Consider the following 26,080-nt stretch of genomic DNA (forward strand, 5'->3'; position numbering starts at 1 on the left):
AAAGTTTCCAGTATCGAATCCTTACTGCTATGTTCTGTCCGATCGGTCTCGATGGACAATACCGGTTCCTCGGCCTTTGTTTCCGTCATAACCATAGTATTGCCCAGTAGTACTGCAACAACTGCCATTCTTCTTTTCTTAGTCACTTCTGCACCGCCTCACTTAATTTTTTCACCAATGAGATGATTCTCCCTGCACATTCACGGATCTCTGTTTCTGACAGATCTCCCCTTGCATATGCCTCACGAATATTTTCATCATCCTGACTGTTTCCCGGCATAATAATATCATTTCCTGCAGCTGTGCATCTCCACGCGATACTTCCATCTTCCGGCACTGTCGTATTCCAGTCTGACATAATCACACCGTCAAATCCCCATTCTTCCCTGGCGGTCACCGTACACAGATCGCGGTTGTTTGCCGCATGAACGCCATTGATCAGATTATAGGAAGACATAATCGCCGCCGGCGCACCTTCTTTTACCGCTATTTCAAAGCCGCGAAGATATATTTCACGGAGTGCCCTCTCCGAAACACAGGCATCAACACCCATTCTGTTGTCTTCCTGGTTGTTGCAGGCAAAATGCTTAATCGTTACACCGCACCCTGCCATGGACTGAACCCCTTTGATCACTGCAGACGCCAGTACGCCAGTAAGAAGCGGATCTTCTGAAAAATATTCAAAGTTGCGTCCGCAAAGCGGGTTCCTCTGGATATTCATTCCAGGAGCAAGCCACAGATCCACATGGAATTCCCTCATTTCTTGTCCAATTGCACGACCAAACTCGCCAAGCAGATCAGGATCCCACGTCTGTGCGAGAGCTGTCCCTACCGGGAACGCCGTACAGTACTGATAATAAGTATCGGCATTTTCATGGATATTCATTGGCTCAAGGAATCCATTTTCCAGCGATCCGAGAACTCCTGTGCTGTAGACCGAATCTGTTTCTCTGTCCACTTGATAACTCTGTCTCAACCTAAGGCCTGCCGGTCCGTCTGCCATAATCAATGAACGAATTCCGTACTTTTCCAGTGCTTCTGTTGTCTCCCCCGCTGAACCCGGCACACGGATTCCGGATGACCCCAGTGTACTTGCACCCGCCGTAATATTACCGTACAAAAGCGGAATCAGCTCGTCTACCGCATATTCTTTTTCATATGGCGATACATATTGTCTTTCTTGCTCGATACATGGTTCAAATATATATTCGGATATTTCTTCCTTTTCTTCGTCATTCCTGCCCGCTCTGTTTTCAAAACTGTTTTTGCATAACTCTTCAAAATAATCTTTTCTGGGACAGATCCGGTGGGTTTTCTCCATAACCACTTCCTGCGGAACCGTGAGATACGCAGAAAACAGCGCAGAGTCTATACTGTTTCCCACCCATATGCCATACATTCCTGCCTCTACGACCCATTCCTGCCGCTCTTCATAATATACCGCAAGCTGTTTCTGCCGTAATTTAATCGTTACTTCCCGGCTCTCTCCCGGATCCAGTCGTTTTGTTTTAATGAAGCCTGCAAGTCTCCTGCTCTCTTTTTCGATTTTCCCCTGTGGGAGTGATATATAGACCTGCACCACTTCTCTTCCGGAAAAACATTTGCCTGTGTTCGTAACCATAACCCGTACGCGAACCGCACCTTTCTCTGTCTCCATCCCACAGAATTTCAATCCGAACGTTGTATACGACAAACCATATCCAAAAGAATACAGTGGATTAATTCCAAAGCTGTCAAAGTAACGGTATCCTGTATAAATGCCTTCTTTGTACTCTTCTTTCTCCAGATTTCCGTTGAGATGGCTGTATGTATCGGAACATGGATAATCCTTATATCTTCGGGCCCATGTTGCAGTCAGCTTTCCTTCCGGCACAGCTCTGCCGAAAAGGATATCTGCTACGGCACTCCCTCCTTCCTGTCCCGGTTGTGAAACATTCAGAACCGCCTGTATATTCTCCGCTTCTTGAAGTATATCCGTAAGTTCGACCGGGCCCCCGGAATTCAGAATCAGAATCAGGGGAATACTAAATCTGTTAAGATATAATATATCTTTTCTTTCTCTGCTGCTCAGATAATAATCGCCTTTTTCAAGGCGCCTGTCTTTTCCTTCCCCGGAAATTCTGCTGATCACATAAATTGCGGCAACAGCACCTGACACATCTTTCTCTTTTATTATAGGTCCATCCGGAAGAACAAAGGGATTTGCCGCATAGGCATCAAACGGATTTTGTACATGATGTGCATCTTCCAGAACCTTTTCCCTCCACGTTTCTCTGGCCTCTCTGTAACATCTGTCATAATCTCTGATCCAATGCTCATCTGTGATTTTCGCTCCGGCTTCTTTTATTCCTCTGTAAACAGAAATGTTTTCCCTGTTATTAACATCTCCTGATCCAATCCCCCCTTTGACAGTCCTTTCCGCCCCATTACCGAACAAGGCAATCGGATCTGAGAGTTTCAGAGGAAGCACCCCATCGTTTTTGAGAAGCACAATTCCTTCCGTCGCCGCTCTTCTTGCAAATGCTCTGTGTTTTTTTTCGTATTGAGACGGTTCATTTTTCAGGCTGCCGCTATGTGTCCATTTATTCATCATTCATACCTCTTTATGTGTAATATTTTCTGATATAAGAAAACCGCCACAGCGTTTTCCCATATAGTCAAAAGGATTGCCCCATGGCGGTTTCTCAGTTTATCTCTGTTTTTTATTCTTTTACACCTCCAAGCGTTACACCTGCAATGATGTATTTGGAAAGGAGAAGATATACAATAATAATCGGTACGATCGCTACTGTGATCATCATATAAATTTTCCCCATATCAAAGTTCATGTAATCCGCTCCCCGCAGCGTTGCTATCAGAATAGGAACTGTCATCTTGTCCTTTGACTGGATTACCAATGCTGGAACGAAGTAATTATTCCATGAACTTACGAAAGTAAATATTGCCTGTACTGCAATTGCCGGTTTCATAATGGGAAGTACAATCCAGTTAAATGTCCTGAACTCTCCGGATCCGTCAATTCTCGCTGCTTCTACAAGAGACAGCGGAAGAGATGACTGCAAATAACTATACATAAAATAGAATACGGCTGGTGAGGCAATGGACGGTATAATCAGTGGAAGAAGTGAATCATACATTCCCATATTGGTAATCAACCGGAGAAATCCCATTGCCGTAACCTGTGTTGGCATAACAAGGATTGCCATTATAAATGTAAACGCAGCTTTCTTTGCTCTAAAATCATATGCGTAAAGACCATATGCAGTCAGCGAAGAAAAATATGTACAAAGAGCCGCTGAGCAAGTCGAAACTATCAGACTGTTCAGGATTCCCTTAAACATCGGAAAACTTCCGTCATTTGCAACATTCTTCAGATTTTCCAGAAAATAAGAACCAGGAATTGCAGAAAATCCCTTTTGTAAATCTGCATGGGAACGCGTTGCGTTCACAATCAGGATATAAAAGAAAAACAGGCATAAAAACGAAAGGAATATAAGTACCACATATGCCAGTATGGTCTGTCCCCGCTTTTGGTTCTTCGATTTCATAACCTATCTTCCTCCCTTCCGTACTTTTCTTGCTTTTTTCCTAATCTTTTTTGTCCCATCATCGTTATTCCCATTTGTCATCCTGTATACAAAGAAACACAGGATACCACTTACTATAAACAGATATACCGACAATGCACCTGCCATACCGTAATTTTTGCTCTTCAAGTGACTGTTTAGGAACATAATCAACGTCATAGATGTACGATCCGGATTTCCCTGTCCATTTGTCAGGATTTGCGGAACATCAAACATCTGAAGCCCGCCAATAATAGATGTAATCAGTGTATATGCAAGAATCGGCCGAATCAGCGGAAGCGTAATATAAAAGAATCTTTTTATACTCGTACATCCATCAAGTTCACACGCCTCAAATATGTCCGGGCTGATTCCCATGATTGCGGCCATCAGCATAATCGTCGTGTTTCCGAACCACATAAGGAAATTCATAAGCCCCACAAGAGATCTCGTTCCAATCACGGATCCTAAAAAATCAACAGGCTTGCTGATCCATCCCAGTGACATGAGAATGGAATTTATAGGACCGTTTGTCGAAAACATCGCAAAAAACAGCATTGCAAATGCAGATGCCATAATCAGATTTGGCAAATATATGACTACCTTAAAAAACTGTTTGCCCCTGATCTTAAGGCGAACATCTGTAAACCAGTTGGCAAGAAGCAGTGCAACTACAATCTGAGGTACAAATCCTATTACCCACAAGATCAGAGTATTACCTGCATATTTCAACATATCCGACCCCAGCAGACTGATATAGTTCTGGATACCGATAAAATTAGGACCAATTTCTTTAATCCCTGACCTGTAATATTCAAAGAAACTGTACCTGACTGTATCAATTAGCGGAATCAGGGAGAATATCAAAAAGCATATAAAAAACGGAAGAATAAAAATATATCCCCACTTTGCGTAGCTGACGCTTTTACGCTTCTTTTTCATAAGCTACCTTTCCTTTCTTTAAGAACTGCCATATCCATTTACAGACACGGCAGTCCTTTTTCAAAATTATTCCGGCCACTGAACCTCTGTAATATCCGGATAACGTTCTTTAATCGCAGTTTCAAAGTTTTCTTTCGCTTTGTCGAAATCTACATTTCCCTGAAAATAATCACTGAATGAATTCTGGAACAGCTCGACACACCCAAGATCATACGCAGAGAGGGGAGCAATCTGGATATTCTCTGCAACAGGTGCATAATACTCATATGCATTCTGTCCGCCAAGGAATTCAGATGCATATGTATCATCGGCAGCTGCTTCCTCCATCCCGCTTACTGTGTTAGTAAAATCAAGATAATCCTTAGAAACCTTCAGCAGAGTATCTTTGTCTGCTGTCATTGCAAGAATGATGTCTTTTACATGCTCCGGATTGTCTGTTCCTGTCGCCGCGTGGATGTAAGAGCCACCCCAATTGTACTCCTGCGGCGGATTTGTAACAGCCCATGCACCTGTATCGCCATCCCAGTTCGGGCTCAGGGTAAAGTCAACGCCCCAAGGTGGAAGCAGAAACGCAAACACTTTGGAAGAAGATCCCATAGCTTTATTCCAGTCATCATTAAACTGTCCTTTGACTGTCTTGTCCAGATAACCGGCGTCAAGCCATTCTTTGGAATTTTTCACCCAGTCCATGATAAGCGGATCTATTTTCACAGTTGTCTCTCCGTCCGCTACCCAGGGTTCACTGATATTATTGCCATACACACGGAAAGTATCTGCATAAGAAGCAAATGTATAATACCCCTTTGCCTTCAGTTCTTCCGCAGTTCCTTTCAGCGTATCCCAGTCTTTTACTTTTTCACCTACAGTTGCCGGATCATCGGTTCCGAATACATCCTTTGCAATATCTCTACGGTATACAAGTACTCCCGGGCAGCACTGCCATGTAGACCCCCTCTGTACACCGTCCCTGTCAGAGGCTGTTGTCTTTGTAAAATCATACTGATCTGCAAGATCTGTTTCAGGATCAATACCCAGATCCGTGAGAGGCATCGCCACACCGGCTTCTGCATCTGTATATTTATAGACATAGTCTGTCTCAGATAAGAAGATATCAATCTTGTCATCTGCCGCTGCATCTGCCTGATTCATCAGAGCCTCATCAAGTTTCTGCTGATAGACACCATCCTGATTCGGATTGATCACCCAGTGAATCTCTGTTCCGTCTTTCAGTGTAGTCACCGTTCCATCATCAGATGTGCTCTCAACTTCCGGGTACACAGCCTCCAGGCGGGTGCGGAATTCATCGTTCCAGCTGTAAATATTGATGACTTTTCCTTCTTCAGCATTTTCAGACTGTCCCGATCCCCCGTCATTTCCTCCGCCACATCCTGCCAGTAGTCCTGCCACCGTGACCGATGCCATTAAAACAGCAAACACTCTCTTTTTCATTGTTCATTCCTCCTGTCTTTTAATTATCTTCAGGGCCTCCGTCCTGTTTAAGATGTTGAAATTATATCTCAATCCGGCAGTTCAATATATTATAAACATCAAAAAAATGTCAGATTCATGACACGTTTTCTGACATTTTCCATTTCATGTCATGAATCTGACATTTTCCACCCTTTTTCTGATTTTTACCTCCCACAGATTCTTATATAATTTCCATAATTGAAAAACAAGGAAAGGAGACCCAAAATGAATCAACTGCATTTTATTGATGAAAACGGAAGTTTTTCTATAGAACAGCCGGAAAATATAAGTTACCTTTATTTTCCACTGGCTTCAGAGAAAGGAATAAAAAGTTCTCTCACACCAAATCTGGGAGGTGATTCCAAAACAGACCAGGAAACTTTCCTATTAGAACCTGTCAGCGCAGAAAATCTTCATAATAATCGTTCTTGCAGAAATTTCTGGCTGATATCTGAAAAAGATGGTGTTTTCTCCGCAACAGGATCATCCTCTGAACAGGAAACAGCAAAATTTACAGATTATCAGGATAAGAGCAAAATCACAGCCGGATTTATGTGGCATACACTGGAAAGGAACTCTTCTGCCCTGTCGGTTGAGACACAAATCACTTCCTTTATTCCTGTGGAAGATAATGTAGAAATTATGTACATTACCGTCCGTAATCTTTCAGGCAATACAAAGGACATGATTCCTTACGCAGCAGTACCAATCTACGGAAGGAGCGCTGACAATATACGTGACCACAGAAACGTGACTTCCATGCTGCACCGCATCAGGACGGATTCCCATGGAGTCCTTGTCTGCCCGACAATGTCTTTTGATGAGAAAGGCCATCGCCCCAATTCAAAAATCTATTATGTATATGGATGCGGTGATAATGGACATGTACCGGAGTGTTTCTATCCTACTGTAGAAGATTTTCTTGGCGAAGGCGGTACCTACACGCATCCTCGTGCAGTCTATGAAAATCTCCCCGGTGTCCAGGCAGGTTCTGCGGCCGCCGGCAAAGAAGCAATGGGAGCTTTCCGTTTTCCCAGGATCCAGCTTACCCCTGGTGAAAAAGCGGAGTATATCCTGTTCCTCGGTGTGGAAAACAGCCAAGAAGAAATTGCACGTGTTTTTGAAAAATACAACACTCCCGATAAAGTCCAGAAAGCTCTTGAGACAACCAAATCATGGTGGAAAAAGAAAGTCAACACTGGATTTCATACTGGAGATTCCAATTTTGACCGACTGATGAAGTGGATCTGTTTCCAGCCTTTCCTGCGTCGTCTGTTTGGATGTTCTTTTCTTCCTCACCACGATTACGGAAGAGGCGGTCGCGGATGGCGTGATCTCTGGCAGGACTGTCTCTCTCTCCTTCTCATGGATCCCGACGGAGTGGGACAAATGATAGAAAAAAACTTTGGCGGAGTACGGATTGACGGAACTAACGCCACAATCATCGGGGACGGAGATGGTAATTTTATTGCAGACCGAAACGGTATCGCCCGGGTTTGGATGGACCATGCACTCTGGCCACAGATGACTACAAAACTGTATATTGACCAGACAGGAGATATCAATATTCTAAACCGCCAGGTTTATTATTTTAAAGACGCCCAGACAGAAAGAGGCTCTCGAATCGACACTCTGTGGGATGCCGGACAGGGCAGCCTTCTGCGCACAGAAAACGATGATATTTATGCAGGGACCATATTGGAACACCTTCTCATCCAGCAGCTGACAGCCTTTTATGAAGTCGGTGACCACAATATTTACCGCCTTCGTGGAGCTGATTGGAACGATGCTCTGGACATGGCTCCGGAACATGGAGAAAGTGTCGCTTTTACCTGTGCTTATGCAGGGAATCTCCGCGAGCTTGCCTCAATGATCAGACTTCTCGACCGCCTTTCCCCGAAGAAGACTGCAGAATTGATCGAAGAACTGCGGGTGCTGCTCAATGACAATACGGAATTATTTGAGAACATCAAGGCAAAAAAAGATCTGCTGGCAGAGTATATGCAAAGCTGCAGTCATCGAATCAGCGGCAGACGCTTTACCGTCCGGCTGTCCGAACTGGCAGAAAATCTGGAACACAAAGCAGACTGGCTCACGAAATATCTGCAGGATCATGAATGGATCGACGGTGAATCGGATGAAGGATGGTTTAACAGCTATTATGATGACCATGGACAGGCGGTAGAAGGATTTTTCCCCAATGAGGTGCGAATGATGCTCACCGGACAGGTATTCTCCATTATGGGAAATGTGGCTTCTCAAAAGCAGATTCGCAGGATAATAAACAGTGCGGATCATTATCTCTACCAGAAAGAAATCGGAGGCTACAGGCTGAACACGGATTTTCATGAGCTTAAATTCGATATGGGACGCATGTTCGGCTTTGCATACGGTGAAAAGGAAAACGGAGCAGTATTCTCACATATGGCCGTAATGTATGCCAACGCCCTGTACCGACGCGGTTTCGCGAAAGAAGGTTGGAAAGCGCTGAAAACACTGGCCGAAACTTCTCTGGATTTTGATACCAGCCGTATCTATCCGGGAATTCCTGAATATTTCCGCTCGGACGGTCGAGGAATGTATCATTATCTGACAGGAGCCGCAAGCTGGTTTATGATGACCATGATCACTCAGGTCTTCGGTGTCCGGGGAGAAGCTGGCAATCTTATCCTCGCTCCCCAGCTTACGGCTGAACAGTTTGACAGTCAGGGAAACGCATCTGTCAGCCTTGTTTTCGCCGGAAAGAAACTTGAGATCATCTACGAAAATCCGAAACGCAAAGACAGCGGGACTTACACGATAGCCTCCGTTACCTATGACGGGCAGCACATTCAGACAGACGGATCCGGACAAGCGGCTATTCCTCGCAGAATACTGGATACACTTTCTGATGAATGCCACCACATAATTGTAAAACTGAATTAAGCAAATTGAAAGGACAGGAATAGATTTATGAAATATGGATATTTTGACGACAAAGAGCGTGAATATGTAATCGACCGCCCGGATACCCCCTCCCCTTGGGTAAACTATCTGGGGTCACCGGAATACGGAGCAATTATCTCCAACAATGCTGGTGGGTATAGTTTTGCCAGATCAGGCGCAAATGGACGTATCCTACGCTACATTTTCAACCAGTTTGACCAGCCGGGACGCTATATTTATATCCGGGACAATGACTCCCACGATTACTGGTCTGCTTCATGGCAGCCGGTAGGAAAGGATACAGAACAATATCACAGCAAATGCTGCCACGGCATGGGTTATACAAGAATGCTCGCAGACTACAGCAACATACACTCTGAAGCTGACTACTATGTTCCGCTTGGAAAATCCTATGAAGTTTGGGGACTTTCCGTGACTAACGAATCAGACCGTACACGGAATCTTACTCTTACTGGATATGCTGAGTTCACCAATCATAATAATTACGAACAGGATCAGGTAAATCTTCAGTATTCTCTGTTCATAACCCGCACATTGTTTGAGAAGGATCGGATTATACAGCAGATCCACGGAAACCTCGATACACTGAAGGCAGATGAAGAGGTAGACGATAAAAAGGTAACCGAACGCTTTTTCGGACTCGCAGGTGCCGAAGTCTCCTCCTACTGCGGTGATAAAGATCAATTTCTCGGTAAATATCACGGTTACGGAGATCCTCAGGGCGTAACCTCCGCTGATCTCGGAAATGTGACGAGCTATAACGAAAACTCCTGCGGAGCCCTGTCCTGTAAGATCACTCTGGCTCCCGGCGAATCCAGAACCGTGATCTTCCTTCTGGGTATGAAACCCTCCTCAGAAGCGGAAGACATAATCAAATCCTATAAAAAAGATCTTGCCGGACAGATCCGACAGGAGATTGATACACTGAAAGCAGACTGGTTTGCGAAACTGGATCATCTGAAGATCCGTACGCCGGATCCTGCTTTCAATACCATGATCAATACGTGGAATGCATACAATTGCTTTATCACCTTTGTCTGGTCAAGGGCAGCCTCCTTTATTTACTGCGGACTTCGAAACGGCTACGGTTACCGTGATACCGTACAGGACATCCAGGGAATTATCCATCTTGCACCTGAAATGGCATGTGAAAAGATCCGATTCATGCTCTCTGCACAGGTAGATAACGGCGGTGGTCTTCCTCTTGTAAAATTTACCCATAACCCCGGGCATGAGGATACACCGGATGATGCCTCCTATGTTCAGGAAACAGGTCATCCCGCCTACCGTGCGGATGATGCCCTCTGGCTGTTCCCCACAATTTACAAATACATTGCGGAAACCGGGAATACAGCATTTCTTGATGAAGTCATTCCATTTGCCAATAAAGGTGAGGGAAGCGTTTATGAGCATCTGAAACGTGCCATACAGTTTTCCTTTGACCATCTCGGACCTCACGGTATGCCTGCCGGATTATATGCAGACTGGAATGACTGTCTCCGTCTCGGAGCAAAGGGTGAATCCTCTTTTGTCGCACTGCAGTTTTATTATGCAATGACTCTAATAAAGAAATTTGCCGTGTACAAGCAGGACAGCGAATACATCCGATATCTTGAAGAAAAACAGGAAGAAATCGGACAGAAGATCCAGAAACTGTGCTGGGATAACGACCGGTTCATCCGCGGCTATACTGAAAAAGGTGAACGAATCGGCGCGGCAGCGGATCCTGAAGCAAACATGTGGCTAAATCCGCAAAGCTGGTCTGTCATCAGCGGCCTTGCATCCAAAGAACAGGCCGATATTGCTCTGGAAAATGTATATCAGAGGCTCAACACAGCGTACGGTGCCATCCTGATGGATCCGCCTTACCATGCACACGCATTTGACGGTGCACTTGCCGTAATCTACAATCAGGGCACAAAAGAAAATTCCGGTATTTTCTCCCAATCCCAGGGCTGGCTGATCCTTGCAGAAGCTCTCAGTGGTCACGGAAATCGTGCATTTGAATACTTTACAGAGAATGCACCGGCCGCACAGAATGACCGGGCAGAAATTCGTCATCTTGAACCCTACTGCTATGGACAGTTTACAGAAGGACCCGCCAGCAGCCATTTCGGGCGCTCCCATGTCCACTGGCTTACAGGTACCGCCTCTACCGTGATGGTCGGCTGCGTAGAAGGAATCCTCGGACTTCGTCCGGATTTAAAAGGAATCCGGATTGCTCCTGCCGTGCCGGAAAGCTGGGACTTTCTTGAGATGGATAAAGAATTTCGTGGAAAATATCTACACATCCGAGTTGAGAACCCGGATCACCGCGAGTCCGGTTGCAGAAGCATGACTTTAAACGGTCAGGAACTCCCTGACAATTACATACCTGAAGAATTGCTTGCAGAGAAAAATGAAATCGTCCTAATAATGTAATTATATAAAAACAGGATACAGCCAAATCTCTGACTGTATCCTGTTTTCTTATTCAGGAAAGCTGTTTATTCTGCACTCCGTGATCACCGCCGTCCGAATGTATAGGGCCGGGTTCAATATCCCACTGAACCATATAGTACTCGTCACGGTATTTCTTCGGAGTCATTCCAACCACTTCTCGAAACTGCTGTATAAAATGACTCTGTGATGAAAAGGAAAGCCTGTTCGCTATTTCTATCATAGAGTAATCGCTGAATCTGAGCAGATTCTTTGCCATATCTATCTTCTGACGGCGTATATAGGCACTTACGGATACTCCCGTCTCTTTCTTGAACAAACGAGAGAGATACCCGGACGACACTCCAAGTTCATCTGCAAGATCCTCAATTGTGATCCGCTCCTTGATGTGCGAATATATGTATTCCTTGCATACATTAATATGCTTTGAATTAGTATCACTACGAGAATACTTGCGCATTTTCTCCGTATAATCCATGACCATCTCGTCATGGAGTCGATGTACTTCTTCTTCCGTATGAATATCATCCAGTTTCTGGATATAAAAATCACTCATCCTGAAAGCTTGTTCCAGCTCCATGCCGGTCTGTCTGCAAAGGCGTGTAATCATTGCAGTTGTAATTACAAAATGATACTTCAAATTAACCACAGGATCTCTTGAGAGAACACCAACTCCTTCACCTTCCATAAAACGCCCCTGTTCACAGTTCTTCCTGACTGTTTCTATATCTCCTGTCGACACTGCCCTGTAAAACAAAAACTCTTCCGTAGGTTCACGGTGTTCAATTTCGTCAATCTCATCATTAGCCTCCAACAGAAACCATTCATTTTTATAACTCATTAGCCGCCCTCTTTCTATTGCAAATTTCCCCATGTGTATTGCTTGATATTTTTATGTATTACTAATACTAAAAATTCCTGTTTCCAATTTCATGATTACTTTCTATAGATATCTTATTCTATATTATAGCAGATAATATTTTTGATGCATTATTTTAATCAAATTATTTTTTCTATACAATAAGACATCATACTCTTTCCACACAAATAGCATTGTGTAATAATTCCAAATAAACTACACCCCCCCCCCGCAATTTTTCTATAATAAAATGATATCAAAAAACGCTTTCTATCTTGCACGATCTTTTATTTACCCAATTTATACTTTATGTTATAATTTTATATGTCATATATCATAAAATATGGAGGAAACCATGAACGGAAATGAGAAGTACATTGCCATTTATTCCCGGAAATCAAAGTTTACCGGAAAAGGCGAAAGTATCGGGAATCAGATAGAACTCTGTAAAGAATATATCCAAACTCATTATACTGAAATTCCACAGGATCATATTTTAGTGTATGAGGATGAAGGCTTTTCCGGCGGTAATCTCAACCGGCCGGACTTTAAAAAAATGATGGAAGCTGCAAGGCAGCGTAAGTTCAAAGCGATCATTGTCTACCGCCTGGACCGAATCAGCCGGAATATCAGTGACTTTTCCAGCCTTATTGAAGAATTGTCAAGACTGGACATTGCTTTCATATCTATCCGAGAACAGTTTGATACCGGAACTCCCATGGGACGGGCCATGATGTATATAGCTTCTGTTTTTTCCCAGCTGGAGCGTGAAACCATAGCCGAGCGTATCAGAGATAATATGCATGAACTGGCGAAAACCGGACGATGGCTTGGGGGAACAACTCCCACAGGATATGCCTCAGAATCGGTACAGAAAGTTACCATAGACGGGAAAGCAAAAAAGGCCTGCAAGCTGAAACTGATACCGGAAGAATCAGAAATTGTCCGTCTGATCTACAGCCTGTATATCGAACACGATTCTCTGACTTCTGTAGAAGCAGAATTAATAAAGCGGGGACTTAAAACAAAAAACAATAAACTCTTTACCCGTTTTTCAATCAAGTCTATCTTACAAAATCCGGTTTACATGATCGCGGATGTAAACGCATATAACTTTTTTGTAAAAGAGAACGCAGATCTTAATTCTGCCAAAGATGAATTCGACAGCGTCCATGGCATGATGGTATATAACCGCACCAAACAGGAAAAAGGGAAAGCCGTCACCTATCTTCCGCCCGATGAATGGATTGCTGCCGTAGGTCTGCACCCAGGAATTATTCCTGGCAAAGCATGGATTTCCGTCCAGGATTCTCTCAATCGGAATAAATGTAAAGCTTACCGTAAACCTCGAAATAATGAAGCCCTGCTTACCGGCTTATTATACTGTGCCTGCGGCAGCCGTATGTACCCGAAGATCAGCAAAAGGAAAACAGCAGATGGAAAGCCGATCTACACTTATGTATGCAAGCTCAAGGAACGCAGTAAACGCATGCTCTGCAACAGCAAAAATGCCAATGGAAACACTCTAGATATGGCCGTCATCGAGCAGATTAAACTGCTAGAGGACGACAAAGGCTCCTTTATCGATCAGTTGGAACAAAGCAGAAAATTCTATACTGGAAACCGGGAAGCCTATAACGATCAACTCGCTTCCATACAGGAAGAAAAAGCTGAAGTGGAAAGAAAGATTGATGGGTTGGTGGATTCCATTGCAGAGCTTGGAGACAGTGCAGCTAAAAACCGTGTAGCAAAACGGATTGAACAGCTAAATCAGAAATCTGTTGATTTAGATTCCCGTATCCACGAATTAGAATGTCTGACTTCACAGCATGCTCTCAGCGATATAGAATTTGACGTTATGCGCCAACTGCTGTCAGTCTTCAAAACCAGCATTGATGAAATGAGCATAGAACAGAAACGTGCGGCAATCCGCACTCTTGTCCGGAAAGTTGTATGGGACGGTGTCAACGCCCATATCATCCTCTTCGGCGTGCAGGACGATGAGATTGAATATCCTCCGCTTTCCTATCAAACAGATGAAACAGACAGCACAGAAGACGACCTGAAAGAACTGGAACGGTTCAGTGATGTGGATTATGAAGATGAAACCGCTGACGGATCAAAAACCTATTGGGGTGAGGATAGCAAATGAACTGCTTATGCTTCTGCGTTCCCGCAAAAAAGCCTCAGGAGAAGTCTCCTTGTACGAACCGATCGGAACAGACAAGGAGGGGAATGAAATCCGCCTGTACGATATTATGGAGTCGCCGGAAGAAGACTTCGATATCCAGATTGCCCTTCAGGATGACATCCTGAAACTTTATCAAAAAGTCGAATCCGATCTTTCCAGTCGAGAACGTCTTGTTCTTCGGATGCGCTACGGACTTTACAATGAGGAAATCCGAACACAGCGTGAAATTGCAAAAGAACTTGGCATCTCCCGATCTTATGTCTCCAGAATAGAAAAAAGTGCTATAGAAAAACTACGCACTTTTTTTTCTTCTGATATTTGATTTGCTATATCCGCACATGCTGCGCCGGATGGAGATTTTCTGCATCCACTACTCTTCCTTTCGTCTGAGCAGATCGTACTTTTCTGCACTTTCATCCAGTTTAACCCAAAGGATCTGCTTTGGATGCGGCGCGCTCTCCTGAGCGTTTCCTTCTTCATCCCAAATTCCCTGTACTGTGGCAAGGATATCTCTTCCGTCCGGCTTCATGATTTCGATCTGTTCCCCTACCGAAAACTTATTTCTCTGCTCCAGACGGATCCTGCCGTCTTTTTCTTCCTCCACAATGCCAAGGTACGTATAATTTTTCAGATACGTGTTATTGTCATAAATCTGTGCCTCTTCATTTGGCTTTCCGAAGAAAAAGCCGGTTGTAAATTTCCGGTACGTACAATTGGCAATTTGTTCCCGGTACCAGTCCATATTTTCTTCATACAGTTTTGGATCTTTCAGGCAGTCATCGATGGCCTTGCGGTATGTTCTGGCCACAGTAGCCACATAAAGTGCCGTCTTCATCCTCCCTTCGATCTTAAAGCTGTCGATTCCCGCATCCAGCATTTCCGGGATATGCTCAATCATGCACAAGTCTTTTGAGTTAAAAATGTAAGTCCCTCTTTCATTTTCAAAAACCGGCATATATTCTCCCGGCCTCGTCTCCTCCACGATGGAATATTTCCATCTGCACGGATGAGTGCAGGCTCCATGATTTGCATCCCTGCCTGTAAAATAGTTGCTCAAAAGACATCTTCCCGAGTAAGAAATACACATGGCGCCATGAATAAATGTCTCAATCTCCAGATCATCCGGGATATGTTCCCGAATCTCCCGGATCTCCGCAAGGGATAATTCTCTGGCGGTTACAACTCGTTCCGCTCCTTGTCTGTACCAGAACATATAGGTGCCGTAATTCGTATTGTTTGCCTGAGTGCTGATATGTCTCGGAATTTCCGGGCACACCTCTTTTGCGATATCAAAAATACCCGGATCTGCAATGATCAGCGCATCCGGCTTTAGTCCCCGCAGCTCCTGAAAATACGCTCTGACTCCCTGCAGGTCTTCATTGTGGGCGAGGATATTGGCCGTGACATAGACTTTGACTCCACGTTCGTGGGCAAACTCAATTCCCTCTTTCATTTCTTCCATCGAGAAATTCTTTGCTTTCGCTCTGAGGCCGAACGCCTCCCCGCCGATATACACGGCATCCGCTCCGAAAACGACTGCTGTCTTCAGTACTTCCAGGCTGCTGGCCGGTATCATCAATTCTGGGTTACGCATCTTGTTTTCTCTCCTTTTTTATGCTGACTGCCGCACCGTCTCCGATTGGGACGATGGAGGTAACAATCCGATCATCATGCTTTAATAAATACAGATATTCCCTCATGCGGCTGTGTATCGTTCGTTTTCTTCTCTCTACTGCAAAGCGGGACTCCATGATATCTCCGTCCTGAAGCACATTGTCTGAAACAAGAAGTCCGCCATCCTCAAGAAGGCGCATTGCCTCCCGAAAATAGTGGATGTACTGCGCCTTTGCGGCATCCATAAAGATAAAATCGTACGTTCCGTCAAGCTTACACAAAACTTCCGCTGCGTCCCCTTCCAGAAGAGTAATCTTGTTTTCCTTTCCTGCTCTGCGGAAATTTTCCCTGGCTGTCGGAATCCGTTTGTCATAATTTTCTATTGTTGTGACAGTGCAGTCCTCTCCCGCCGCTTCACTCATCAAGATGGCAGAAAAGCCCACTGCCGTTCCAATCTCCAGAATCCGTTTTGGTTTTTTCAAAAGCAAAAGCACTTGTAAAAAGCTTTGCATTTCCTTTCTGATAATGGGAACCCGCTCTCTAAGTGCTTCCTGCTCGATCTCTTCCAATATTTCACTGTTTCTGGTTTCCAGAGAATGGATATATTCTACCATACGCTTATCTACTATCATTCTCTTTCCACTTTCTGTAATCTTATACTTCCACGTCCATGATGATCGGAAGGATCATCGGTCTTCTCTTTGTCCGCTTCCAGATAAATTCGTTCATTGTGTCACGAATTACCAGTTTAATCTTGCTCCAGTCTGTATTTCTGCTGGCAAGGCACCCTTCCAACGCTACATTCAGCACTTCTTTGGCCTCTTCCATCAATCCTTCAGATTCTCGCACATAGACAAATCCTCTGGACACAATATCCGGCCCTGCCAAAAGCTGATTACTTCCCTTCTCCAACGTCAGGACAACGATAAGAATGCCGTCTTCCGCCAGATGCTGCCGGTCACGGAGTACAATATTTCCGACATCTCCCACTCCAAGGCCGTCCACAAGAATCGCTCCTGTCTGTACATGTCCTGCGATCTTCGCCCCATTGTCATCCAATTCCAATACGTCTCCCGCCTGAAGAATAAAAATATTTTCCTTCGGGATACCAAGGGATTCCGCAATCCCTGCATTTGCTTTCATATGTCGGTATTCCCCGTGTACCGGGATGGCATATTTCGGTTTTACGAGAGAATAGATCAGTTTCAATTCTTCCTGGCAAGCATGTCCGGAAACATGAGCATCCTGGAAAATGACATTTGCGCCTTTTGCAGAAAGTTCATTGATGACTCTGGAAACTGACTTTTCGTTCCCCGGTATCGGATTGGAGCTGAAAATAACAGTATCGCCAGGCATGATCGTCACTTTTTTGTGGATATCTGCGGCCATCCTTGAAAGTGCGGCCATGGATTCACCCTGACTCCCTGTCGTGATGAGTACAGTTTTTTCCGGAGGATAATTTTTCAGTTTGTCGATATCGATCAATGTGTTTTTCGGTATATCAAGATATCCAAGCTCTGCAGCCGTAGAAATGATGTTGACCATACTGCGGCCTTCTACTACGACTTTCCTTCCATACTTATAAGCTGAGTTGATGATCTGCTGCACACGATCTACATTTGATGCAAATGTCGCAATAATAATCCTCGTGTTGGAATGTTCTGCAAAAATATGGTCAAATGTGCGCCCTACCGTCCGCTCAGACTGCGTAAATCCGGCACGCTCTGCATTTGTACTGTCCGACATCAATGCCAGCACTCCCTTTTTCCCGATCTCCGCAAATCTCTGCAGATCGATAGCATCGCCAAACACCGGTGTATAATCCACCTTGAAGTCCCCCGTGTGGATGACAACCCCTGCCGGGGAATAAATGGCAAGAGCCGATGCATCCTGGATACTGTGGTTTGTCTTGATGAATTCGATCCGGAATTTCCCAAGATTGATGGACTGTCCATGCCGAACCACTTTTCGTTTCGTACAGCGCATCAGATTGTGTTCTTTCAATTTATTTTCAATGATCCCCATCGTAAGCTTTGTAGTGTAGATTGGGAGGTTCATCTGTTTCAGCACGTACGGGAGAGCACCGATATGGTCCTCATGTCCATGAGTGATGACAAACCCTTTTACTTTTGATATATTATCTCTCAAATATGTGATGTCCGGTATAACAAGGTCGATTCCCAGCATGTCGTCCTCCGGAAACGCAAGACCGCAGTCTACCACAATAATACTGTCTTCGTATTCAAAGGCAGTAATATTCATTCCAATCTGCTCCAGTCCGCCGATTGGAATGATACGCAATTTTGAATTGTTCTTTTTTTTCAATTCTGCACCTCCATTAATTTATTTTCCGTTCTCTTATTCTCGACTGGTATAAAAATCCGTCCGCTGGAAATTACATTTCGATGCCTACATCTTCCAGAAGCTCTTCGAACACTTTTGAGACAGCCATAAGTTCCACTTCATCCTCCACGATCTCATACAGGCTCTCCTCGTCCGTCCCTTCTTTTTCTTTTAAAATCAGGCATTGGGCATCCCCTTCCTCGGAATCCGTCACAAGAATATAGGACGCTCCTCCAATCCTGGTCTGTTCCAGCACATAAAACGCCGTCGGCTCCGCAGAATCGTTCGGCATAAACATAATCTTTTCCATTCTAAACTCCTCTCATACCAATGGAATCCAGATATCCCTGCAGTATAAATACTGCCGCAATTTTATCTATATACTGTTTCCTGTTTTCCCTGCGAACATTGGTTTCTATAAGTACGCGCTCAGCGGAAACGGTCGTCAGTCTTTCGTCCCACAATTCAACCAAAAGCCCTGTTCGCCTCTCCAGCATCTCTTTAAACTCCAGCGTCTTCTCGGCGCGCTCTCCAACATCATTGTTCATATGTTTTGGAAAACCAAGAACAATTTTTTCCACTTTATATTCTTCAATCAGTTCTTCGATCCTCGCCAAGGTCTGGCGAAGTTTATTTTCCTGCTTTCTCGTTATCGTCTCAATACCCTGGGCAGTGAGACCCAGAGGGTCGCAAATTGCCACTCCCACGGTCTTCGCCCCAAAGTCCAATCCCATTATTCTCATGGTGTATCTTACTCCCAGCCGTTATGCTTGATATATGATTTCAGCATCTCTTCGACCAGCTCATCTCTTTCCAGCTTCATCACAAGACTTCTCGCTCCGTTGTGGCTTGTGATATAGGTAGGGTCACCAGACATAATATACCCAACCATCTGGTTAACCGGATTATACCCTTTTTCACGCAATGCCTTGTACACGATCTCAAGAATGTCCTTGGCCTGAATCTGCGGCCCAGATTCCACCCGGAAAAATTGTGTGTTTGATAAATCTTTCATCGCTGCGACCTCCAATACTACTACTCTATTCTAATATAATCCGGCTTAAAATTCAATCCATAAATTGAGAATCGTTCTGAATGACTATATTTATAATCTGATTCTCCAGCGATTTGTCTGATTCTATCGCAATTTTTACATACTCTTTTGTGTGTCCTGTCTGGTAGATTTTTCCGTCTTTCTCAACAGGTTCCTCCATCAGCACTTCCACTTCTTGGCCGATCATTTTCTCCTCAAATGCACGTTTCTTTTGTTTGCTCATTTGCAAAAGCACCGCACTTCTCTCTGACTTAACCTGCTCATCTACTTGATCTGGCATGTCAGCCGCGATCGTCCCACTCCTCTTAGAGTATTTAAACACATGGGTTTCATAGAAATTCACTTTGTCAATAAACTGTCTTGTCGTCTCAAACTCTTCCGCTGTCTCCCCGGGGAAACCTACAATCACATCTGTTGTGATGGCTGGATGTTCGAAATACTTCCTGAGAATCATACATTTTTCATAATACTCGGCGCTTGTGTAATGTCGGTTCATTCTTTTTAATGTCTCATCACATCCGCTCTGCATGGACAGATGAAAGTGCGGACAGATCTTTGGAAGCGCCGCAATACCTTTTGCAAAAGTTTCCGTGATAATACGCGGCTCCAGAGAACTTAGTCGAATCCTTTTAATCCCTTCCACTTCGTGGATCCTTTGTATTAGATACAGGAGGTCTTTCTTTTCTCCATCCATTTCAACCCACTTGTCAAAATTCATCTTTGAATCAATAAAATCCATTCCATAAGAACTTACATGAATGCCTGTCAGGATGACTTCCTTATATCCGGCTTCTGCAAGTCTCTTTACTTCTTTGACGATCTCTTCCGGATTTCTGCTCCGTATCCTTCCTCTCACGTGAGGGATGATGCAGTAAGTGCAGAACTGATTGCATCCATCTTGTACTTTGATATACGCCCTTGTGTGTTCCCCGGCAGAATCGATATAAAGCTCCTCGAATTCGTCGGTGTGATTGATGTCTATGACGTCTTTCACTTCCTGCTTGTCCAAATGTGCCTTAAGAAGTTTCAGAAGATTTTTTTTCTGATTATTTCCGATCAAGATATCGATTCCCTCGATTTCCTGACCTTTTGCCTCCTGAGCCTGGACATAGCATCCTGCTGCCACTATGACAGCATCCGGATTTAGTTTCCTTGCCCTGTGGAGCATCTGCCGCGATTTCCGGTCTGCCATGTTTGTCACTGTACACGTGTTGATCACGTAAACATCTGCTTTTTCGTGAAAAGGTACGATTTCATACCCGTCTTCCTCCAAAAGCCGCTGCATTGCCTCTGTCTCATAGCCATTGACCTTACATCCCAGATTGTGTAACGCTGCTTTTTTCATCTATAGTATCATCCTTTTCCAAATTTTCCAAATAATATATCAAATATGACCAAATTTCTTGTGAATTCTTTGGCAGTTTGTTTCTTGACTTTTTGGCTCTCCTATCTTAAGATATCCATATAAACAGAAAAAGAGAGGAGTGTTTCCAATGAAAACAGTACAGATTTCATTAAACTCAATTGACAAAGTAAAATCATTTGTAAACGAAATTACAAAATTCGATTATGATTTCGATTTAGTTTCTGGCAGATACGTAATCGATGCAAAGTCTATCATGGGTATCTTCAGCCTGGATTTATCTAAACCGATCGATTTAAACATCCACACAGATGCAGGTGTAGATGAAGTTTTAGAGGTTTTAAAACCTTATCTTGTTTAACCAAAGCAAATGATTTGAAATGGAATCCCCCACGCAAACCGCGGGGGATTTTTTCTTTCCATTTTATTCTGCAATGATCACTTCCACACTGTTTACCGCCTCTTCAAACAGCCTGTCGATGTCCTCAGACAGCCTCTGCTCTGAACGTTTGATCACATCCAGCTTCGGTTTTGTAACTGGATGCTTGGCTACAAAGATCGTACAGCAGTCTTCAAACGGCTGTATGGACGTCTCGTACGTATCGATCTTTTCAGAGATATCTACGATCTCCTGCTTGTCAAATCCGATCAGCGGACGAAATACTGGCAGATGACATACTTCATTTGTCACAAGAAGACTTTGCATCGTCTGGCTGGCCACCTGTCCGATGCTTTCCCCCGTGATCAGTCCCAGACAGCCGCTCTGGTCTGCAAAATATTCTGCGATCTTCATCATGTACCGGCGCATGATGATCGTCAGCTCGTCGTGCGGGCACTTATCGTAGATAGCAAGCTGAATGTCTGTGAAATTCACGACATTCAGACGGATCGGCCCTGTATACTTTGCCAGTTTCTTGGCAAGATCCACAACTTTCTGCTTTGCCCTCTCACTTGTGTACGGCGGTGCATGGAAGTAGGTCGCTTCCAGCCCGACCCCTCTTTTTGCAACCATATAACCTGCCACCGGACTGTCAATCCCTCCTGAAAGCAGAAGCATGGCCTTTCCGTTCGTACCGATCGGCATGCCTCCCGGACCCGGAATAATCTGGGAATAGATATACACTTCTTCCCTGATTTCCACATTCAGAAGCACATCCGGATTGTGGACATCCACACGGATCTCTGGAAATGCATCCAGGATCGCTTCCCCAAGGCCGCAGTTTATTTCCATGGAATTGACCGGGTAGGTCTTTTTCGCACGCCTTGATTCTACTTTAAATGTGATATTCTTATCCGGGTATGCCTCATCCATATAAGCCACCACATCTTTTTTCAGTTCTTCATATTCTTTTACTTCTATCCTCACTACCGGGCAGATGCCGACAATGCCAAACACCCTTTTCAGGCTTTCCACAGCTTCATCATAGTCATAATATCCTTCACAGTCTACGTAAATACGTCCCTGGCATTTGTGTACGTGGAAAGATCCCTCCACATCCCGCAAGGAGTGACGGATCTGGCGCACAAGAGCGTCTTCAAACATATAACGGTTTTTCCCCTTGATTCCGATCTCCCCGTATTTTATCAAAAAAGTCTGAAATGTCATTTTTTTCTCCTTTATCTATCTTCGTCTGTATCTTCTAAGCATCGGTACACAATTATATAATGTTTTCAGAACATAGTCAATTTCTTCTTCCGTTGTAAATTCTGACATGCTGAAACGAAGAGTTGCATCCAGGTACTCTCTCTCCACGCCAATTCCTCTGAGCACCCCGCTGATGCCCGGATGGTTGGATGCACACGCCGATCCGGAAGAAACATAGATGCCTCTTTCTTCCAGGGCATGCAAAAGTACTTCGCTGCGGACGCCCCCGATCCCTGCACTCACAATATGGGGTGCGCTGTTATCATCCACATACCCGTGGATCTTAACATGATCGATCTTGCGGATCCCGTCCACAAAACGTGCTTTCAGTCTTCTCATCCGCTCTGTCTTTTCTTCCAAATTTGTGTAGATCATTCTGGAGGCCAGCGCAAATCCAGCAATGCCAGGTACATTTTCTGTCCCGGAACGAATATTTTTTTGCTGTTCGCCTCCAAAGATGATAGGATGGACCCGTACTTTTTCGTTGATGTAAAGAGCACCTACCCCTTTCGGCCCGTGGATCTTATGACTGCTTACAGTCAGCAGATCAATTCCTTCCCTCTTCGGATAGATACGATATTTTCCAAATCCCTGTACGGCATCCGAATGAAAAATGATATCCCTGTTGTAAGATTTTACGATAGCAGACGCCTCTTTTATCGGTTCCAGGGCTCCCATCTCATTGTTCACATACATGACAGAAACGAGGATCGTCTCTTTGCAAAGCGCGTCCCGGAGTGCATCAAGACTGATCCTTCCATTTCTGTCTACAGGAAGGTAGGTTACCTGAAACCCTTCTTCTTCCTCCAGATAACGCATTGTGTTTAAGATCGCCGGATGCTCTATGGAGGAAGTGATCAGATGGTTTCCCCTCCTCTTGCAGGCTCTGGCTGTACCGATCAGTGCCAGATTGTCGCTCTCTGTACCGCCGGAAGTAAAATAGATTTCTTTTTCCTGCACTTTCAGAAGCTTCGCAAACGTCTCTTTAGCATTTCTTATATATTGCTCCGCTTCCATTCCCTTTCTGTGGAGCGAAGATGGATTGCCGTAATCTTCGCACATAACTTTGCGCACTAATTCCCCTACCTCATCGTACGCTTTCGTTGTCGCCGAATTGTCCAAATATACTTCCATGAAAAAAATTCCCTTCTGCCTTTTCTATTACCATATGACATGTTTCTTCAAATGGTCACTTTCCCCTATTCTTCCAGGAGATACATCAAGATGGACAGCACTGTGATCCCTGCCGTCTCCGTCCGAAGAATCCTTTTTCCAAGAGTAAGCGGATGAGCATTGGCACATGTGATCGCCGCCTCCACTTCCTCTTTCTCGAATCCGCCTTCCGGCCCGATAAAAATACCTACAGACATCCCTTTTTTGATACCGGAAAGGATCTGTCTCGTCTCCTCCATCCCTTCGGCCAGCTCATACGGAATCAGAACAAGATCCAGACCTTTTGCATGATTAAGCGCATCCGCAAAACGAATCGGATTCTCCACTTGCGGGATCACTCCTCTTCCCGCTTGTTTTGCCGCACTTTCTGAGATGGACTGCCATCTCTGCGCCTTTTTCCCGGCCTTTTTCTCGTCCAACTTGACTACGGCTCGTTTTGTCTCTACCGGAACGATTTTGTTCACACCAAGTTCTACAGCCTTCTGGACGATCCACTCCATCTTATCGCTCTTTGGAAGCCCCTGAAATAAAATGATACGTACCGGAAGTTCTGTATCCGTCTCTTTTCTTTCCACAATCTTTGCTCGCACCTGCTGCCCATCCATGGAGTCAATCTCACACAAATATTTCTGATTGTTACCGTCGCTGATCTCTATCCTTTCTCCCTTTCTCATCCGGAGGACATTGCGGATGTGATTCACGTCCGTCCCTTCAATGCGGATATATGTTTCCTCCACTTGTTCCGGGGTCACGAAAAAATGCTGCATATCTGTCTCTCCTGCCTTTACTGCGGCTTTCTCGCTGTCACGCAGACCCATTCTCCTTGGTAGGTCACATCGAGAAGTTCAAGTCCCGCCTCTTTTACTGCTTTTTTTACCGTCTCTTCCTTGTTGTCAATAATACCGCTTGTGATGTAGACAGCTCCCGGCTTCATCTGATGGACAACAACCGGTGTAAGAGGTACCAGGACATCTGCCAAGATATTTGCTACTACGATATCGTACTTTTCATATCCTACCTTATCCTGCACGGCTTTATCATCGATGATATTTCCTATCATGACTTCATACTGTTCTTTTTGTATTCCGTTGCCTTCCATATTTTCATGGGTTGCCTCGATGGCACATGGATCCAAATCTGTCCCGACAGAATGTCCGGCCCCAAATTTCAGTGCCAGCATGCCAAGAATTCCGCTTCCGCATCCCACATCCAAAATCTCACTTCCCGCTGTAACGTATTTCTTCAACTGCCGGATACAAAGCTGTGTCGTCTCATGCATCCCTGTACCAAAAGCTGTGCCCGGATCAATGTGGATGATCATTTTCCCTTCATCTTCCGGCTTTACCTTTTCCCAAGACGGAATGATCAGAATGTCATCGACATAAAACTGATGGAAATATTTTTTCCAATTGTTGACCCAGTCCACGTCTTCTGTCTCCGATTCTTCGATGGTGCATGTTCCAAGGTCAAGGAATTCTCTCATCTCGTCAAGTTCCTGCTTTACGCCTGCAAGGATCCCCTCTTTGTCCGCCCCTTCTTCCAGATAAAAGCTGATGTAGGCGACACCGTCGTCCTTCCCGGTTACCGGAAGGATATCTACAAACATCTGCTCCTTTTCTTTTTCCGTAAGCGGAATCTTATCTTCGATTTCGACTCCCTCTACACCCAGATCAGCGAGCATGCTGCTTACAATGTCTTCTGCCTCCGTTGTCGTCTGCAGTCTGAATTTATTCCATTTCATCCGTATTGTTTCTCCTTTTCTTTTCTATTTCCAACGTGCCAAGCCGTTCCTCCAGTGTCAGGTACGCCTGCAGGATGATGACCGCATGATCCGATGCTGTTCCACATGCATCCAGTATCTCCCATGTTCTTTCCCGTATCAGATCCCCTTTGCTCCGCATCCGCACGACAGGCTGCATGTGGATGTCAAATTCCTCATTCTCCAAAAAGAGCGTAAACAGATCTGCCTCATCCTCTTCCTTTTTCTTCTGTACCGCAATCCGAAACCACGCCGCCTCCTTTGCGTCATCTCCGGCACAAACGGTAATATCCTGTTCCCGTACTACAGACATATAGGCGGAAGTGATAACCCGGGCGCGCGGATCTCGTTTCACATCCCCGAAAGCTCCGATCTGCTCTGCTCGAATACCTTTGACTCCAGTCTCTTCATACAATTCTCTCTTGGCAGCATCTTCGAGATTTTCTCTGAGATTTACGAATCCGCCTGGCATAGCCCAGGTCCCGATGCTCGGATGATTTTTCCTCTTGATAAGAAGTACCTTCATCTGATCCATTCTGCTGGCCATCTCCCCGCTGTAGGAAAAAACAACCATGTCCACGGTGCTGCACGGGTTCCTATATTTATATGGGTCGTATTTCTCCAGAAATTCTTCCAGAGTCTCCCCCGCTTCATTTTTACTGCCGTCTCCGAGAAACGGTTCAATCTCATCAAAAAATGCAGGCATCGTTTTTCCT

Annotated in this window: 21 protein-coding genes and 1 pseudogene; 5 read left to right on the top strand and 17 right to left on the bottom strand. The window is 44.7% G+C overall.

What is annotated here, in order from left to right:
- Positions 1-142: 142 nt before the first annotated feature.
- From FLB61_RS00355 to FLB61_RS00370, 4 genes are all read right to left on the bottom strand, one after another.
- Positions 143-2,590, bottom strand: coding sequence for a beta-glucosidase (locus tag FLB61_RS00355; protein ID WP_221919296.1), 2,448 nt, complete (start codon positions 2,588-2,590; stop codon positions 143-145).
- Positions 2,591-2,702: 112 nt separating this feature from the next.
- Positions 2,703-3,548 carry a carbohydrate ABC transporter permease gene (locus FLB61_RS00360; RefSeq protein ID WP_221919111.1) on the bottom strand — a complete coding sequence of 282 codons (846 nt, stop codon included), beginning with the start codon at positions 3,546-3,548 and terminating at the stop codon, positions 2,703-2,705.
- A gap of 3 nt (positions 3,549-3,551) precedes the next feature.
- Positions 3,552-4,508, bottom strand: coding sequence for a carbohydrate ABC transporter permease (locus tag FLB61_RS00365; RefSeq protein WP_221919112.1), 957 nt, complete (start codon positions 4,506-4,508; stop codon positions 3,552-3,554).
- A 66-nt stretch (positions 4,509-4,574) separates the two neighbouring features.
- Positions 4,575-5,957 carry an ABC transporter substrate-binding protein gene (locus FLB61_RS00370; RefSeq protein ID WP_221919113.1) on the bottom strand — a complete coding sequence of 461 codons (1,383 nt, stop codon included), beginning with the start codon at positions 5,955-5,957 and terminating at the stop codon, positions 4,575-4,577.
- 246 nt (positions 5,958-6,203) lie between these two features.
- On the opposite strand from FLB61_RS00370, the gene FLB61_RS00375 reads away from it, so the two are divergent.
- On the top strand, positions 6,204-8,903 hold the full coding sequence (locus tag FLB61_RS00375) for a GH36-type glycosyl hydrolase domain-containing protein (RefSeq protein WP_221919114.1): 2,700 nt from the start codon (positions 6,204-6,206) through the stop codon (positions 8,901-8,903).
- A gap of 27 nt (positions 8,904-8,930) precedes the next feature.
- Entirely contained in the window at positions 8,931-11,345 is a 2,415-nt protein-coding gene (locus FLB61_RS00380) for a glycoside hydrolase family 94 protein (RefSeq protein ID WP_221919115.1), read from the top strand.
- Between the two features lie 52 nt (positions 11,346-11,397).
- Here FLB61_RS00380 and FLB61_RS00385 read toward each other — a convergent pair whose 3' ends face one another.
- The gene (locus FLB61_RS00385; protein WP_221919116.1) at positions 11,398-12,204 is read right to left on the bottom strand and encodes an AraC family transcriptional regulator; all 807 of its coding nucleotides are present in this window, start codon (positions 12,202-12,204) and stop codon (positions 11,398-11,400) included.
- A 373-nt stretch (positions 12,205-12,577) separates the two neighbouring features.
- Here FLB61_RS00385 and FLB61_RS00390 point away from each other — a divergent pair, with 373 nt between their 5' ends.
- Both FLB61_RS00390 and FLB61_RS00395 read left to right on the top strand, forming a co-directional pair.
- Entirely contained in the window at positions 12,578-14,374 is a 1,797-nt protein-coding gene (locus FLB61_RS00390; protein WP_221919117.1) for a recombinase family protein, read from the top strand.
- Positions 14,364-14,735 (top strand): annotated as a pseudogene (locus FLB61_RS00395) (sigma-70 family RNA polymerase sigma factor); the annotation flags it as partial. The gene FLB61_RS00390 and the pseudogene FLB61_RS00395, both read left to right, overlap by 11 nt.
- Positions 14,736-14,783: 48 nt before the next feature.
- On the opposite strand, the gene FLB61_RS00400 reads toward FLB61_RS00395, so the two are convergent.
- The 7 genes from FLB61_RS00400 to mtaB all read right to left on the bottom strand — a co-directional run bounded on the left by FLB61_RS00400 (position 14,784) and on the right by mtaB (position 20,769).
- Positions 14,784-16,007, bottom strand: coding sequence for a peptidase U32 family protein (locus FLB61_RS00400; RefSeq protein ID WP_221919118.1), 1,224 nt, complete (start codon positions 16,005-16,007; stop codon positions 14,784-14,786).
- Positions 16,000-16,659: an O-methyltransferase gene (locus FLB61_RS00405; protein ID WP_087211180.1), complete on the bottom strand. Its 660-nt coding sequence runs from the start codon at positions 16,657-16,659 to the stop codon at positions 16,000-16,002. Before FLB61_RS00405 ends, FLB61_RS00400 begins: the two co-directional genes overlap by 8 nt.
- A gap of 22 nt (positions 16,660-16,681) precedes the next feature.
- Positions 16,682-18,352 (bottom strand): ribonuclease J, encoded by a 1,671-nt coding sequence (locus tag FLB61_RS00410; RefSeq protein ID WP_087199597.1) that lies wholly within the window; start codon positions 18,350-18,352, stop codon positions 16,682-16,684.
- A gap of 70 nt (positions 18,353-18,422) precedes the next feature.
- A complete protein-coding gene (locus FLB61_RS00415; protein ID WP_087199595.1) occupies positions 18,423-18,680 on the bottom strand; it encodes a DUF1292 domain-containing protein in 258 nt (85 codons plus the stop codon).
- Between the two features lies 1 nt (position 18,681).
- Positions 18,682-19,113: a Holliday junction resolvase RuvX gene (gene ruvX / locus FLB61_RS00420; RefSeq protein ID WP_087199593.1), complete on the bottom strand. Its 432-nt coding sequence runs from the start codon at positions 19,111-19,113 to the stop codon at positions 18,682-18,684.
- Between the two features lie 8 nt (positions 19,114-19,121).
- A complete protein-coding gene (locus FLB61_RS00425) occupies positions 19,122-19,385 on the bottom strand; it encodes an IreB family regulatory phosphoprotein (RefSeq protein WP_087199591.1) in 264 nt (87 codons plus the stop codon).
- 52 nt (positions 19,386-19,437) lie between these two features.
- Positions 19,438-20,769: a tRNA (N(6)-L-threonylcarbamoyladenosine(37)-C(2))-methylthiotransferase MtaB gene (gene mtaB, locus FLB61_RS00430; protein ID WP_087211175.1), complete on the bottom strand. Its 1,332-nt coding sequence runs from the start codon at positions 20,767-20,769 to the stop codon at positions 19,438-19,440.
- A 148-nt stretch (positions 20,770-20,917) separates the two neighbouring features.
- On the opposite strand from mtaB, the gene FLB61_RS00435 reads away from it, so the two are divergent.
- Entirely contained in the window at positions 20,918-21,148 is a 231-nt protein-coding gene (locus FLB61_RS00435) for an HPr family phosphocarrier protein (protein ID WP_087199587.1), read from the top strand.
- Between the two features lie 63 nt (positions 21,149-21,211).
- Here the strand turns inward: FLB61_RS00435 and thiI are convergent, their stop codons facing one another.
- The 5 genes from thiI to FLB61_RS00460 all read right to left on the bottom strand — a co-directional run bounded on the left by thiI (position 21,212) and on the right by FLB61_RS00460 (position 26,070).
- The gene (gene thiI / locus FLB61_RS00440; protein ID WP_221919119.1) at positions 21,212-22,393 is read right to left on the bottom strand and encodes a tRNA uracil 4-sulfurtransferase ThiI; all 1,182 of its coding nucleotides are present in this window, start codon (positions 22,391-22,393) and stop codon (positions 21,212-21,214) included.
- Positions 22,394-22,408: 15 nt separating this feature from the next.
- Positions 22,409-23,566, bottom strand: a complete 1,158-nt coding sequence (locus FLB61_RS00445; RefSeq protein ID WP_087211172.1) for a cysteine desulfurase family protein — start codon at positions 23,564-23,566, stop codon at positions 22,409-22,411.
- Between the two features lie 65 nt (positions 23,567-23,631).
- Positions 23,632-24,372: a 16S rRNA (uracil(1498)-N(3))-methyltransferase gene (locus FLB61_RS00450; RefSeq protein WP_221919298.1), complete on the bottom strand. Its 741-nt coding sequence runs from the start codon at positions 24,370-24,372 to the stop codon at positions 23,632-23,634.
- 17 nt (positions 24,373-24,389) lie between these two features.
- On the bottom strand, positions 24,390-25,346 hold the full coding sequence (gene prmA / locus FLB61_RS00455; protein WP_087199580.1) for a 50S ribosomal protein L11 methyltransferase: 957 nt from the start codon (positions 25,344-25,346) through the stop codon (positions 24,390-24,392).
- On the bottom strand, positions 25,333-26,070 hold the full coding sequence (locus tag FLB61_RS00460) for an NUDIX domain-containing protein (RefSeq protein WP_221919120.1): 738 nt from the start codon (positions 26,068-26,070) through the stop codon (positions 25,333-25,335). Before FLB61_RS00460 ends, prmA begins: the two co-directional genes overlap by 14 nt.
- Positions 26,071-26,080 lie beyond the last annotated feature (10 nt).

Source organism: Sellimonas caecigallum (genome assembly GCF_019754295.1).
In the GTDB taxonomy this organism is placed as follows: Bacteria; Bacillota; Clostridia; order Lachnospirales; family Lachnospiraceae; genus Sellimonas; species Sellimonas caecigallum.